We start from the raw sequence: 13,096 nt of genomic DNA, 5'->3' as shown, positions 1-13,096 counted from the left end.
TTCTTGGCCGGTGCGCGCGGTGGGCGGCTTAACATGTGGGCATGAAGCAAGCACGCCACATCACGACCGAGCTGGTACACCACGCGTACCAGGCCCCCGCCGCTTTCTCCGCGCCGCAGCCGGCGGTGCACAAGGCTTCCACCGTCCTGTTTGACAACGTGCAGGACATGCGCACGCGCCGCTGGCTGGACAAGAGCGGTTACACCTATGGCCTGCATGGCACCCCCACGACCTACCAACTGGAAGAGCGCCTGTGCAGCCTGGAAGGCGGCCAGCAGTGCCTGCTGGTGCCCAGCGGGCTGAGCGCCATCAGCACCGTGGCCCTGGGCCTGCTGTCTGCGGGCGATGAGGTGCTGATTCCCGACAACGCCTACGGCCCGAACAAGGATTTTGCCGACCACGAGCTGACCCGCTGGGGCATCCGCCCGGTGCTCTACAACCCCATGGATGTGGCCGACCTGCAGGCCAAGATCACACCGGCGACCACGCTGGTGTGGCTGGAGGCCCCGGGCAGCGTGAGCATGGAGTTCCCCGATCTGATCGCCCAGGTCCAGGCCTGCCGCGCGCGCGGCGTGACCACAGCGCTGGACAACACCTGGGGTGCGGGCCTGGCCTTCCAGCCGTTCGATCTGCTGGCCGATGGCGGCAGCCTGGGGGTGGATGTGTCCGCGCACGCGTTGACCAAGTACCCCAGTGGCGGTGGCGACGTGCTGATGGGCAGCATCATCACGGCGGACGCGGCCCTGCACATGCGCATCAAGCTGACGCACATGCGCCTGGGCATTGGCATCGGGGCCAACGATGCGGAGCTGGTGCTGCGCTCGCTGTCCAGCGTGGCCCTGCGTTACCGCGCGCACGATCTGTCGGCCCGCACCCTGGCGGCGGCGCTGCAGCGCCAGAGTGCCGTGGTGCAGCTGCTGCACCCGGCCTTTGCCGGCGCGCCCGGCCATGCCCACTGGCAGCAGCTGTGCGGTGGCGCCAACCAGGGCCAGGGCGCGGCCGCGGGCCTGTTCAGCGTGGTGATCGACCCGCGCTACGACCGTGCCGCCATCGACAAGTTCTGCGACAGCCTGCAGCTGTTCCGCCTGGGCTACAGCTGGGGCGGGCCGATGAGCCTGGTCGTGCCGTATGACATCGACAGCATGCGCAGCGGCGGGCGCGGCAGCCTGCAGGCCGGCTCCGTGGTGCGCTTTTGCGTCGGGCTGGAAGACACGCAGGACCTGCTGCAAGACCTGTCCCAGGCGTGGCAACGGGCCTTCGGCACACCCTGGCAGGACTGAGGTCGTCTGAAAAACAGGAGCTGCTGGCGCTTATTCATATTGGTTTTCAGAGTGAAATATCTCTGAAACCTTTGTTGGAGGTGCGCCAGCCGCTATTTTTTTATCGGGGGTTTTCCGCAGATTGACGCCTGCGGCTGGCTATGTTTTCCTGTCTCCCACAGGAGGACAGCCATGGCAACACCGGATTCCCCCGTGCATGTGGTCGCCGCCAGCGAAGGCGCGCCCATCGTCATCCGCAGCGTCGGGTGGCAAGAACCCTTGCGCTGGCTGGCCGCCGGCTGGGGTGATATCCGCCGCGCCTGGGGCGTGGCCCTGTTCTACGGCAGCTGTTTCTGGCTGATGGCGCTGGCGCTGGCCTGGGTGTTTCGGGCCAGCCCGGAATACACCATGTCGCTGGCCAGCGGCTGCCTGCTGCTGGGGCCGTTTCTGGCCATGGGGCTGTACGACACCAGCCGCCGCCTAGAGCAGGGGCTGGCCCCGGACCTGGGTCAGTCCATCACCTGCTGGGACAAGCAACTGGCCAGCATGGGCATGCTGGTGCTGGTGCTCATCGTGCTGGAGCTGCTGTGGGGCCGGGCTTCGTTGGTGGTGTTTGCCGTGTTCTTCAACACCGGCATGCCGTCGACCACCGGCGTGGTCCAGGCCTTGTTCAGTGTCGACAACTGGGAATTCATCGCGGTCTACGCCGCCGTTGGCGGCGTGTTTGCGGCCCTGGTGTTCGGCAGCACCGTCGTCTCGCTGCCGATGATGCTGGACCGCGGCACCGATGCCATGACCGCCGCCATCACCAGCTTGCGCGTGGTGACCACGCAGACCGGGGCGCTGGTGCTGTGGGGGGGGCTGATCGTGCTGCTGGTGGCGGCTGCCTTGCTGGTGCCCTGGCAGTGGCCGTTGGTGGTGGTGGGGCCATGGCTGGGCTGCGCCAGCTGGCACGCCTACCGGGCCTGCGTGGGATCGCAGCCGGTCACAGCAGAGGGCGCAGCACCGGCCACACGTTCTCCAGCATGAGCGGCTGGGCCTGGGCGTTGGGGTGGATGCGGTCGGCCTGGAACAGGGCCAGCGGGTCCTTGCCATCGGCCACGCCCTGCAGGAAGAAGGGCAGCAGCGCGGCCTTGCGCTCCTGCGCCACGCTGGCAAACAGCTGTTCAAAATCCTGGGCGTATTGCCGGCCGTAGTTGGACGGCATCTGCATGCCCAGCAGCAGCACCTTGGCGCCGGCCTCCTGCGCCGCCTGGGTCATCCAGCGCAGGTTGTCGCGCGTGCCGGACAGCGGCAGGCCGCGCAGCGCATCGTTGCCCCCCAGCTCGATGATGACCACGCTGGGCTTGTGCTGGCTCAGCAGGCCTGGCAGCCGCGCGCGCCCGCCCGAGGTGGTGTCGCCGCTGACGCTGGCATTGGTGACCTGCACCGGCTGCTGGTGCTGCGCCAGGCGCTGCGCCAGCAGGGCCACCCAGCCCGTGCCGCGCGCCAGGCCGTATTCGGCGCTCAGCGAATCCCCGACCACCAGCACATGCTTGGCAGGGCGCGCCTGCGCCTGCACGCCACTGGCCAGGGTGGACAGGCCCAGGGCCAGCGAGGACGCGATAAAGTGGCGGCGGTGTTTCTTTGTTTGTGCGTCTTGCATGCTAGCGATAAGGTCTTTCATGTCTGCTGAATTGATGTCTGCCCCGGTGATCGAAGTCGAGCACCTGCATAAAACCGTGAGCGACTCCACAGGAGCGCTGGAGATTTTGCGGGATATCCATTTCAGCCTGCAGCCCCGACAGACCGCAGCCATCGTGGGGGCATCGGGCTCGGGCAAGAGCACCTTGCTGTCGATGCTGGCCGGGCTGGACACCCCCACGCAGGGCACGGTGCGCCTGCAGGGCCAGGACATTTTTGCACTGGACGAGGATGCGCGCGCGGGATTGCGCGGGCAGAAGATGGGTTTTGTGTTCCAGAGCTTCCAGCTGCTGCCGAACTTGACGGCACTGGAAAACGTGATGTTGCCGCTGGAGCTGGCTGGCGTGCGCAGCGCGCGCCAGCAGGCCAGCGAGATGCTGCAGCGCGTGGGGCTGGGCCAGCGCCTGGGGCACTACCCCAAGCTGCTGTCCGGCGGGGAGCAACAGCGCGTGGCCCTGGCGCGTGCCTTTGTGGTGCAGCCGGCCGTGCTGCTGGCGGACGAGCCCACGGGCAGCCTGGACTTCGCCACCGGGGCAGCGGTGATGGCGCTGATGCTGTCGCTGAACCGCGAGCTGGGCACGACCCTGGTGCTGGTCACCCACGACCGCGAGATTGCCGCGCAGTGCGAGCGCACCCTGACCATCGAGGCCGGGCGCCTGGTGTGAGTGCCAGGGCATTGCCAAATGCACGACAATCGCCGCATTCGTGAATTGGGGCCCTGTGCCCGCAGACCTGGAAATTTTTATGACTGACGCTATCGCCCGCCCAGAATTGCCCGATCACCTGTCGATCGACCCCAGCAGCAAGTTCTTCGTGGCGGCCGTGTTCGAGCACGACATCGGCATCCGCTTCAACGGCAAGGACCGCAACGATGTGGAGGAATACTGTGTGAGCGAAGGCTGGGTGAAGGTGCCGGCCGGCAAGACCCTGGACCGCAAGGGCCGTCCGCTGCTGATCAAACTCAAGGGCACGGTGGAAGCCTACTACCGCTGAGTACGAATCGGCCCAGCCCCCTGCAGCAGCCTTCGGGCTGCTTTTTTGTGGGCGCAGGCATGGGGTGCCCATGAAAAAGGCCCCTGTGCAGGGGCCTTGGTCGACGGGTGTGCGGCCAGCGTCAGCCCTGGCGCTGCTCCTGGGACATGCAGGCTGCGGCGGTGAACAGCACGTCGGTCGAGGAGTTCAACGCCGTTTCGGCGGAATCCTGCAGCACGCCGATGATGAAGCCGATGGCGACGACCTGCATGGCCACATCGTTGGAGATGCCGAACAGCGAGCAGGCCAGGGGAATCAGCAGCAGAGATCCACCGGCCACGCCCGAGGCGCCGCAAGCGCAGACCGAGGCCACCACGCACAGCAGGATGGCCGTGGGCATGTCCACCGCGATGCCCAGGGTGTGGGCGGCTGCCAGCGACAGCACGCTGATGGTGATGGCCGCACCGGCCATGTTGATGGTGGCACCCAGGGGAATGGCCACGCTGTAGGTGTTCTCATCCAGGTTCAGGCGCTTGGCGATGGCCAGGTTCACGGGGATGTTGGCGGCAGAGCTGCGGGTGAAGAAGGCCGTGACACCGCTTTCGCGCAGGCACATCCACACCAGCGGGTAGGGGTTGCGGCGGATCTGCCACCACACGATCAGGGGATTGACGATCAGCGCCACAAACAGCATGGAGCCCAGCAGCACCGCCAGCAGGTGCACATACCCAGCCAGCACCTGGGTGCCGGTGGTGGCCACGGTGGAGGCCACCAGGCCGAAAATGCCCAGCGGCGCCAGGCGGATCACGGCCTGGATGATCAGGGTGATGCCGCTGGACAGGTCGGCCATGGCCTGGCGGGTGCTGTCCGCGCCCTTGCGCAGGGCGATGCCGATGGCGATGGCCCACACCAGGATGCCGATGTAGTTGGCATTCAGCAGGGCGTTGACCGGGTTGGCCACGGCACTCTTGAGCAACTGGACCAGCACTTCCCCGATGCCGCCCGGGGCGGCCATGCCCGAGGCCGCATCCTGCAGCACCAGCGTGGATGGAAACAGCATGCTGGCCGTCACGCCGACGATGGCGGCGGTCAGGGTGCCGATCAGGTACAGGCCCAGGATGGGGCGCAGGTGCCCGGTCTGGCCGGGGCTTTGGTTGCTGATGGCGGCAATCACCAGCACGAACACCAGGACAGGCGCCACGGCCTTGAGGGCCGAAATGAACAGGGTGCCCAAGAGCTCGACGCGCAGGGCGGCGTCCGGCCAGATCAGGGCCAACGCAATCCCCAGCACCAGGCCGATGACGATTTGCGTGACGATGCTGGTCTGCTTGGACCAGCGCAGCAGGGGGTGGAACATGATGAAAAAGCGTGCACCGAAGTCGGGAAAGTGCGCAAGTGTAGGGAGTTCGTGATTCCTTGTCTGGTGCATGAGTTCATAACTTGGCGCTATGAAGTGCCAAGGCCATGCACCGGCATGAATCGAAGCCCGCTCTACAGGTATCTGTGTGCGGCCCTTGGCGCAGGGCTGCGAAGCGGGATAATCGCTGCCCTATGTCGTCCCCCAAAGTGCTTTTCGGCTTTCATGCCGTCGGCGTGCGTCTGAAGACAGCGCCCCAATCCATCATTGAAATTTATTACGAAGGCACGCGCCGCGATGCGCGCATGCGCCAGTTCTTGGAAAAAGCCAAGGAAGCCGGTGCGCGCCTGATCGAAGCCGATGCCATGCGCATCGCCAAGCTGGCCGGCAGCCACGGCCACCAGGGTGTGGCCGCGCGCGTGGAAGAGGTCAAGGACACGCGCACACTCGATGAGCTGCTGGACGACCTGGAAGAAAGCGGAGTGCAGAACCCCTTGCTGCTGGTGCTGGATGGCGTGACCGATCCGCACAACCTGGGCGCCTGCCTGCGCGTGGCCGACGGTGCGGGCGTGCACGCCGTGATCGCACCCAAGGACCACGCCTCGGGCATCAACGCCACGGTGGCCAAGGTGGCCAGCGGCGCGGCCGAGACCGTGCCGTACTTCATGGTGACCAACCTGGCGCGCACGCTCAAGGAGCTCAAGGAGCGCAACATCTGGATCATCGGTACCAGCGGTGATGCCGACAAGCACCTGTACCAGGTGGACCTCAAGGGCCCCGTGGCCCTGGTGCTGGGCGCCGAGGGCGACGGCATGCGCCAGCTGACCCGCAAGACCTGCGACGAGCTGATCAGCATTCCCATGCAAGGTGCCGTGGAAAGCCTGAACGTGTCCGTGGCCAGCGGCGTGTGCCTGTACGAGGCCGTGCGCCAGCGCCAGGTATCAGCGTAAAAAGATAGCTGTCAGCGCTTGCTATGCCTGCGTCAGAGCCTGAAAACACTGAAATTCTGCGGCAGGTGCGCGCCTGGTTGCAGCAGGCGCGGCAAGTGACGGTGCTGACCGGCGCGGGCGTCAGTGCCGAGTCGGGGGTGCCCACGTTCCGCGACGTGCAAACCGGCATCTGGACGCAGTTCGATCCGCAGGAGATGGCGTCGGAGCCGGGCTTTCGTGCCCACCCGCAGCGCGTCTGGCAGTGGTACGCCCACCGGCGTGCCCTGGTGTCCGCAGTGCAGCCGAATGCCGCGCACCGGGCGCTGGCGCAGTTTGCCCGCCACCACCCGGGCAAGCTGCAACTGGTGACGCAGAACGTGGATGGCCTGCACCAGCGGGCGGGCAGCCCCGGCGTGATCTGCCTGCACGGGGATTTGCTGGTCCACCAATGGCTGGACGCGGTGTGTCCGCAGTGCGATCTGGAGGCTGCCGTGCAGCGTGGGGGCGAGCCACCGTCCTGCCCCGCATGCGGCAACCCGGTGCGCCCCGGCGTGGTCTGGTTTGGCGAGCACCTGCCGGCGGCGGCCCTGGCGCAGGCGGAAGCCGCGGTGCAAACCTGCGACCTGATGCTGGTGGTGGGCACCTCGGGCGTGGTCTACCCGGCAGCGGGGCTGGTCTTTCAAGCCCACCAGCAGGGTGCGCGTGTGGTGGTGGTCAACCCCGATGCGACCGAGCTGGACATGCTGGCCGATGCCTGCGTGCGCGCCACGGCGGCCCAGGCCTTGCCACAACTGCTGCGGCTGGATGAGGGGTGCCTTTAAGGGTGGGTCTTGCCGTGCGCGGTTTGCGCGGCCAGCCATTCGTGGAAGCTGCCGTGCAGGTGCCGGGGGATGGTCACCAGTTCCTGCTCCAGCACGCGGGCCATTTCCTGCAGGGTGGACAGCCGTGGGTCCAGTCCGTTGCTTTCCAGCCGTTGCACCGTCATGCGCGACAGCCCGGCATGCTCGGCCAGTTCGGCCTGGGTCATCTGGCGGGCCTTGCGGATGGCGGTTAAGGCGGTGACCAGGGGGTAGGCGGGTTTGTGGTGGTCTTCGGCGGTGGCTGGGGTGGTGCTCATGCCACGACTGTAATCCGGTTTGGACGCCGTGGTCGGCGGCCTCAGGCAAATACGTTGAGGCGTGTGCCCAGGTTGCCGTAGCGCGCCAGCTCGGGTTGGGTGTGCGTCATCGGTGTGGCCGCAGCGCTGCCCGGCGTGGCGGGATGGTCGCGTTGTGGTTGCTGCTGCTGGTTGGGGGAGCGGCGCAGCTCCTGCAACGTCAGGCTGTCGGTGACGCGGTTCTGCGCCCAGGCGTTGGTGGCGTTGCGAAGGGCGGTGGCGTAGCGTAAATCCATGGTCAGGCAGGGTCCGGTAGGAATGCCTGAACTCTAAAAGTGGAGCCCATCTTGCGGTCGATCAATAAAAAACCGATTGCCCGCTTTGTTTGGCCGATACGCGCAGGCCGGCGGGGCGGGGCCTTGGAATCAATCGGGCCAGTAGGGTAGCCAGGCAATCCGCCCCTGGCCGCCGTCGTTGAGGTGCTGGACCAGGGCTGCGCTGTGCGGCTGGGGCATGCTCCACTGCATGTCCACGCTGCTGTGGTGGCGGATGTTCTGCAACTGGGCGCCGGCCTGCTCCAGTTCGCGGCGCAGCCAGCCCTCCAGGGCATAGGGCAGGCTGCACTGCAGCGTCACCATGCGCTGCAAGGTGATCTTTTCGGCCTGCAGCAAGGCCTGGGCCACGCTGTCGGTGTAGGCGCGCACCAAGCCCCCGGCACCCAGCTTGACGCCGCCAAAATAGCGCACCACGGTGGCCAACACGCCTTCCAGGTCGTGGTGGCGCAAGACTTCCAGCATCGGGCGGCCTGCGGTCCCGCTGGGCTCGCCATCATCGACCGCGGCCGACTGGCCGCCGGCCAGCAAGGCCCAGCAAACGTGGGCGGCACCGGGGTGGGCCTGGCGCAGGGCATCGACCACCACCTGGGCGCTGGCGCGATCGTGCATGGGTTGCACGCAACCGATGAAGCGGCTTTTTTTGATGAGCAGTTCGCTGTGGGCTGGGCGGGCAATCGTTTGCGGCATAGGGCGGCAAGCTTAAAGGAATCCGGGGGCTGCGCTGGCGAGTGGGTGAGGGTTATGCCTAGGCCCCAGCGACAGTCCTTGTGAACCTTGTCCTACGGCGTCGGTCGTTCAGGCTTCTTACAGTCGAGCTCAAGGAGCGTGCCGCCATGTCCACACCACCTGCCACCCACAGCCTGTTGTCCGGTCACACCTTTGGCCGCCACCATACGCAGCCCCAGCCACTGCCTGTGCCGTTGCAGCAGGGGCAAGCCTCCAATGTGACGCAGATGGGTGTCGATGCACCGCCGGCAGTGCAAACCCAGGCCCAGGCTGGCCCCACGCCATGTGACCTGGACCACTTGGTGCGCAGCATCGGGGAGTGGTGAGCGTGAGATTCCCGCAAAAAAGCCGCCAGTGAGGGCGGCTTTTTGATGGGTGGGCTTACTCGTCCGGTTGCTGCGGGCTGAAGATTTCCCAGCAGGCGATGAACAGGGCGGCGATGGCCGGGCCGATCACGAAACCGGTGAGCCCGAAAATCGACATGCCCCCCAAGGTGGTGATGAGCACGATGTAGTCAGGCAGCTTGGTGTCTTTGCCAACCAGGATAGGGCGCAGGATGTTGTCCACCAGCCCAATCACCACCACGCCGTAGGTGGCCAGCACCAGGCCCTGGGTGACGCTGCCGGTGGCCATGAAGTAGATGGAGACCGGCCCCCAGATCAGGCTGGCACCCACGGCGGGCAGCAGTGACAGGAAGGCCATCAGCACCCCCCAGAGCACGGCGCCCTGGATGTCCAGGATCCAGAAGATCAGTCCGCCCAGTGCCCCCTGGGCGCAGGCAACCACCAGGTTGCCCTTGACGGTGGCGCGGATGACGGTGGCGAACTTGTCGGCCAGTGCCTGCTTGTGCTCGCGCTCCATGGGAATGGCGTTGCGCACGCGCTGTGCGAGGCGGGTGCCGTCGCGCAGCAGAAAGAACAGCAGGTACAGCATGATGCCGAAGCTCACCACAAAGCCCAGCGTGTTCTGGCCCAGTTCCACGGCCTTGCCCGCGATCAGCTTGCCGGCTTCGGCGGCCACGCTGGAGAGCTTGCTCTGGATTTCCTGGGTTGACGCCAGGTTGATGCGTTGCAGCAAATCGTTCAGCCATGCGGGCATGGCGGCACTGATCTGCTGGAAATAGGTGCCGAAGTCCAGCTGCCCCGTCGACATGCGGTTGTAGATGATCACGGTTTCGCTGACCACGGAGGTGGCGATTAGCACCAGCGGCAGGATGACTCCCAGCAGACAGAGCGCCAAAGTGACCAGGGTGGCCAGGTTGGGCTTGCTGGGCATGCGCTGCAAAAGGCGCTTGTTCAGTGGGTGGAACAGGATGGCCAGCGCCAGCGCCCAGAAGATGGCGCCGATGAAGGGCCACAGAATCACGCCGAATCCCGCGCTGACTGCAATCAAGAGAAGCAAGAAGGTGCGGTTGGTGGTCTTTTCAGAGGGCATGGCCAGATGGATGGTGCTGAGGGGCTCGGCTGGTGCGATGTTCAAGCGCAGACTGTACGCGACTTGCTTATTGCCGAAACTATGCTGCAAGCGGTTTTACATAAGAAATATGTTTTGAGGAGCATTTCAGGCACGTGTTTGTTGCAATGCACGATGAAATTCCTCAACTCTTACATAAGACCTTCACAAACGAATTGTGCTTTCGATGGCACAATGGCGCAGCAACAACAGGCCCTTCCTTTGCCACAGTCGCATCCGCCAATCGGTACAGCCGTGTCGCGGGAGGTTTACCAACCAGCTAAAGCTTTCTCCAGGAAAGCGAAGGTCAGCGGAATATGAGCGATCAGCCCACTGTCTACCAAGCCTACCAAGGCAACACCTATCTCTTCGGCGGCAATGCCCCTTACGTCGAAGAAATGTATGAGAACTATCTGGCCAACCCTGGCAGCGTTCCCGATTCTTGGCGCGAATACTTCGACGCCCTGCAGCACGTTCCTGCAGTCGATGGATCCAACGCAAAAGACATTCCCCACCAGCCCGTCATCAATGCTTTCGCTGAGCGCGCCAAGCAAGGCGGCACCAAGGTGGTCGTGGCTTCCGGTGCCGACTCCGAACTCGGGCGCAAGCGCACCGCGGTACAACAGCTGATTGCGGCCTATCGCAACGTCGGCCAACGCTGGGCCGATCTGGACCCCCTCAAGCGCACCGAGCGCCCTGAAATTCCTGAACTCGATCCTGCGTTCTACGGCTTCACCGATGCCGACCAGGAAACCGTGTTCAACGTGGGCAACACCTTCTTCGGCAAGGAAACCATGTCCTTGCGCGAGTTGCTCAACGCATTGCGCGAGACCTACTGCGGCACCATCGGTGTCGAGTACATGTACACCACCGACCAGGTGCAAAAGCGCTGGTGGCAGCAACGCTTGGAGTCCATCCGCTCCAAGCCTGCTTTCAATGCCGACCAGAAAAAGCGCATCCTGGACCGCCTGACTGCGGCCGAAGGCCTGGAACGCTACCTGCACACCAAGTATGTGGGCCAGAAGCGCTTCTCGCTGGAAGGCGGGGAGTCTTTCATCGTGGCGATGGACGAGCTGATCAATGCGGCCGGTGCCAAGGGTGTCCAGGAAGTGGTCATCGGCATGGCCCACCGTGGCCGTCTGAACGTGCTGGTCAACACCCTGGGCAAGATGCCCAAGGACCTGTTCGCCGAATTCGAGCACACTGCGCCCGAAGATCTGCCCGCAGGTGACGTGAAGTACCACCAGGGCTTCAGCTCCGACGTGTCGACCATCGGCGGCCCCGTGCATCTGTCGCTGGCGTTCAACCCTTCCCACCTGGAAATCGTGAACCCTGTGGTCGAAGGTTCGGTGCGTTCGCGCATGGACCGTCGCAACGACCCCGAAGGCAAGCAGGTGATGCCTGTGCTGGTGCACGGCGATGCCGCTTTCGCCGGCCAAGGTGTGAACCAGGAAACCCTGGCACTGATGCAGACCCGTGGTTATTCCACCGGCGGCACCGTGCACCTGATCATCAACAACCAGATCGGTTTCACCACCTCTGACCCCCGCGACAAGGGTTCGACCACCTACTGCACCGACATCGTGAAGATGGTCGAGTCGCCCGTGCTGCACGTGAACGGTGATGATCCCGAAGCCGTGGCACTGAGCATGCAACTGGCCCTGGACTACCGCATGGAGTTCCAGCAGGACGTGGTGGTGGACATCGTCTGCTTCCGCAAGCTGGGCCACAACGAGCAAGATACGCCTGCGCTGACCCAGCCTCTGATGTACAAGAAGATCGCGGCCCACCCTGGCACGCGCAAGCTGTATGCTGACAAGCTGGCAGCCCAAGGCCTGGGCGAGACCTTGGGTGACGACATGGCCAAGGCCTACCGCGCTGCCATGGACGAAGGCCGTCACACCCAGGAAGTGGTGCTGACCAACTTCAAGAGCCAGTACGCGGTCGACTGGAGCCCCTTCCTCGGCAAGAAGTGGACCGATGCCGGCGATACCGCGATTCCTCTGGCCGAATGGAAGCGTTTGGCCGAGAAGATCACCACGCTGCCCGAGACCGTCAACCCCCACTCCCTGGTGAAGAAGGTGGTGGACGACCGCGCCGCCATGGGCCGCGGCGAAGTCAACGTGGACTGGGGCATGGGTGAGCACATGGCCTTCGCATCGCTGGTGGCCTCGGGCTACCCCGTGCGTCTGTCTGGTGAAGACTGCGGCCGTGGCACCTTCACCCACCGCCACGCCGTGATCCACGATCAAAAGCGTGAAAAGTGGAACGAAGGCACCTACATCCCGCTGCAGAACGTGGCCGAGAACCAGGCGCCCTTCGTCGTCATCGACTCCATCCTGTCCGAAGAGGCAGTGCTGGGCTTTGAATACGGCTACGCCTCCAACGATCCCAACACCCTGGTGATCTGGGAAGCCCAGTTCGGCGACTTCGCCAATGGCGCCCAGGTGGTGATCGACCAGTTCATCGCCTCCGGCGAAGTGAAGTGGGGCCGTGTCAACGGTCTGACCATGATGCTGCCCCACGGCTACGAAGGCCAGGGCCCCGAGCACAGCTCGGCGCGTCTGGAGCGCTTCCTGCAACTGGCGGCCGACACCAACATGCAGATCGTGCAGCCCACCACGGCCAGCCAGATCTTCCACGTGCTGCGTCGCCAGATGGTGCGCAACCTGCGCAAGCCTTTGGTGATCATGACGCCCAAGTCGCTGCTGCGTAACAAGGATGCGACATCGCCGCTGACCGAGTTCACCTCCGGTGGGTTCCAGACCGTGATCCCAGAGCGCGATGCCGCCGTCGTTGCCAAGGCCGACAAGGTCAAGCGCATCATCGCTTGCTCCGGCAAGGTCTACTACGATCTGGTGAAGAAGCGTGCCGAGAAGGAAGTGGACGATGTCGCCATCATCCGCGTGGAACAGCTGTACCCCTTCCCGCACAAGGCCTTCGAGGCCGAAGTCAAGAAGTACGCCAATGCCAAGGAACTGGTGTGGTGCCAGGACGAGCCACAAAACCAAGGCGCGTGGTTCTTTATCCAGCACAACATCTACGAGAACATGCAAGAAGGCCAGAAGCTGGGTTACGCCGGTCGTGCAGCCTCTGCATCGCCAGCTGTGGGTTATGCCCACTTGCACGCTGAGCAGCAAAAGAACCTGGTGGAAGCCGCGTTCGCCAAGCTCAAAGGCTTTGTCCTGACCAAGTAATCCAGGCACAACCCCTGCTTAGGCAGGGGCGTCCCCCACTTTTTGGAAAGAATTCAAAATGGCAATCGTAGAAGTTAAAGTCCCCCAGCT

At 64.5% G+C, this 13,096-nt stretch carries 13 protein-coding genes; 7 read left to right on the top strand and 6 right to left on the bottom strand.

Features of this window, described 5'->3' with window-relative positions:
- Positions 1 to 41: 41 nt before the first annotated feature.
- Entirely contained in the window at positions 42 to 1,280 is a 1,239-nt protein-coding gene (locus PO78_RS00350) for a PLP-dependent transferase (protein ID WP_043741197.1), read from the top strand.
- A gap of 171 nt (positions 1,281 to 1,451) precedes the next feature.
- Positions 1,452 to 2,288: a DUF2189 domain-containing protein gene (locus PO78_RS00345; protein ID WP_042416460.1), complete on the top strand. Its 837-nt coding sequence runs from the start codon at positions 1,452 to 1,454 to the stop codon at positions 2,286 to 2,288.
- Here PO78_RS00345 and PO78_RS00340 read toward each other — a convergent pair.
- Positions 2,245 to 2,904: an arylesterase gene (locus PO78_RS00340; RefSeq protein ID WP_043741195.1), complete on the bottom strand. Its 660-nt coding sequence runs from the start codon at positions 2,902 to 2,904 to the stop codon at positions 2,245 to 2,247. The two genes, PO78_RS00345 and PO78_RS00340, sit on opposite strands and share 44 nt — an antisense overlap.
- Before the next feature lie 19 nt (positions 2,905 to 2,923).
- Here PO78_RS00340 and PO78_RS00335 point away from each other — a divergent pair, with 19 nt between their 5' ends.
- Together PO78_RS00335 and PO78_RS00330 are read left to right on the top strand one after the other, a co-directional pair.
- A complete protein-coding gene (locus tag PO78_RS00335; RefSeq protein WP_043741191.1) occupies positions 2,924 to 3,607 on the top strand; it encodes an ABC transporter ATP-binding protein in 684 nt (227 codons plus the stop codon).
- A 79-nt stretch (positions 3,608 to 3,686) separates the two neighbouring features.
- A complete protein-coding gene (locus tag PO78_RS00330) occupies positions 3,687 to 3,935 on the top strand; it encodes a DUF3297 family protein (RefSeq protein ID WP_042416452.1) in 249 nt (82 codons plus the stop codon).
- 121 nt (positions 3,936 to 4,056) lie between these two features.
- On the opposite strand, the gene sstT is transcribed toward PO78_RS00330, so the two are convergent.
- Positions 4,057 to 5,271 carry a serine/threonine transporter SstT gene (gene sstT / locus PO78_RS00325; RefSeq protein ID WP_043741186.1) on the bottom strand — a complete coding sequence of 405 codons (1,215 nt, stop codon included), beginning with the start codon at positions 5,269 to 5,271 and terminating at the stop codon, positions 4,057 to 4,059.
- 194 nt (positions 5,272 to 5,465) lie between these two features.
- On the opposite strand from sstT, the gene rlmB reads away from it, so the two are divergent.
- Both rlmB and PO78_RS00315 read left to right on the top strand, forming a co-directional pair.
- Positions 5,466 to 6,221, top strand: a complete 756-nt coding sequence (gene rlmB, locus PO78_RS00320; protein ID WP_043741184.1) for a 23S rRNA (guanosine(2251)-2'-O)-methyltransferase RlmB — start codon at positions 5,466 to 5,468, stop codon at positions 6,219 to 6,221.
- 23 nt (positions 6,222 to 6,244) lie between these two features.
- Positions 6,245 to 7,021, top strand: coding sequence for an SIR2 family NAD-dependent protein deacylase (locus tag PO78_RS00315; protein ID WP_043741181.1), 777 nt, complete (start codon positions 6,245 to 6,247; stop codon positions 7,019 to 7,021).
- Here the strand turns inward: PO78_RS00315 and PO78_RS21820 are convergent.
- The 4 genes from PO78_RS21820 to PO78_RS00295 form a co-directional block, all read right to left on the bottom strand.
- Entirely contained in the window at positions 7,018 to 7,317 is a 300-nt protein-coding gene (locus tag PO78_RS21820; RefSeq protein WP_052484328.1) for a helix-turn-helix domain-containing protein, read from the bottom strand. The genes PO78_RS00315 and PO78_RS21820 overlap by 4 nt on opposite strands.
- Positions 7,318 to 7,358: 41 nt before the next feature.
- Entirely contained in the window at positions 7,359 to 7,592 is a 234-nt protein-coding gene (locus PO78_RS00305) for a hypothetical protein (protein WP_043383469.1), read from the bottom strand.
- A gap of 129 nt (positions 7,593 to 7,721) precedes the next feature.
- Positions 7,722 to 8,318: an IMPACT family protein gene (locus PO78_RS00300; RefSeq protein WP_043383465.1), complete on the bottom strand. Its 597-nt coding sequence runs from the start codon at positions 8,316 to 8,318 to the stop codon at positions 7,722 to 7,724.
- Between the two features lie 420 nt (positions 8,319 to 8,738).
- Positions 8,739 to 9,836 (bottom strand): AI-2E family transporter, encoded by a 1,098-nt coding sequence (locus tag PO78_RS00295; RefSeq protein ID WP_231570573.1) that lies wholly within the window; start codon positions 9,834 to 9,836, stop codon positions 8,739 to 8,741.
- A 290-nt stretch (positions 9,837 to 10,126) separates the two neighbouring features.
- Between PO78_RS00295 and PO78_RS00290 the strand changes: the two genes are divergently transcribed.
- Complete coding sequence (locus PO78_RS00290; RefSeq protein WP_043383450.1) at positions 10,127 to 13,006, top strand: 2-oxoglutarate dehydrogenase E1 component; 2,880 nt, start codon at positions 10,127 to 10,129, stop codon at positions 13,004 to 13,006.
- Positions 13,007 to 13,096 lie beyond the last annotated feature (90 nt).

It is taken from the genome of Thauera sp. SWB20, assembly GCF_000831325.1.
Classification (GTDB): domain Bacteria; phylum Pseudomonadota; class Gammaproteobacteria; order Burkholderiales; family Rhodocyclaceae; genus Thauera; species Thauera aminoaromatica.
The sequence above is the reverse complement of the archived record's forward strand: the minus strand, read 5'-3'. Positions and strand labels throughout refer to the sequence as shown.

Excerpts from the sequence above, each read along its gene's own strand:
- PO78_RS00300 (WP_043383465.1), bottom strand. The coding sequence starts at position 8,318 with ATGCCGCAAACGATTGCCCGCCCAGCCCACAGCGAACTGCTCATCAAA.
- PO78_RS00350 (WP_043741197.1), top strand. The coding sequence starts at position 42 with ATGAAGCAAGCACGCCACATCACGACCGAGCTGGTACACCACGCGTAC.
- rlmB (WP_043741184.1), top strand. The coding sequence starts at position 5,466 with ATGTCGTCCCCCAAAGTGCTTTTCGGCTTTCATGCCGTCGGCGTGCGT.
- PO78_RS00335 (WP_043741191.1), top strand. The coding sequence starts at position 2,924 with ATGTCTGCTGAATTGATGTCTGCCCCGGTGATCGAAGTCGAGCACCTG.
- PO78_RS00345 (WP_042416460.1), top strand. The coding sequence starts at position 1,452 with ATGGCAACACCGGATTCCCCCGTGCATGTGGTCGCCGCCAGCGAAGGC.
- PO78_RS00305 (WP_043383469.1), bottom strand. The coding sequence starts at position 7,592 with ATGGATTTACGCTACGCCACCGCCCTTCGCAACGCCACCAACGCCTGG.
- PO78_RS00315 (WP_043741181.1), top strand. The coding sequence starts at position 6,245 with ATGCCTGCGTCAGAGCCTGAAAACACTGAAATTCTGCGGCAGGTGCGC.
- PO78_RS21820 (WP_052484328.1), bottom strand. The coding sequence starts at position 7,317 with ATGAGCACCACCCCAGCCACCGCCGAAGACCACCACAAACCCGCCTAC.
- PO78_RS00330 (WP_042416452.1), top strand. The coding sequence starts at position 3,687 with ATGACTGACGCTATCGCCCGCCCAGAATTGCCCGATCACCTGTCGATC.
- sstT (WP_043741186.1), bottom strand. The coding sequence starts at position 5,271 with ATGTTCCACCCCCTGCTGCGCTGGTCCAAGCAGACCAGCATCGTCACG.
- PO78_RS00340 (WP_043741195.1), bottom strand. The coding sequence starts at position 2,904 with ATGCAAGACGCACAAACAAAGAAACACCGCCGCCACTTTATCGCGTCC.
- PO78_RS00290 (WP_043383450.1), top strand. The coding sequence starts at position 10,127 with ATGAGCGATCAGCCCACTGTCTACCAAGCCTACCAAGGCAACACCTAT.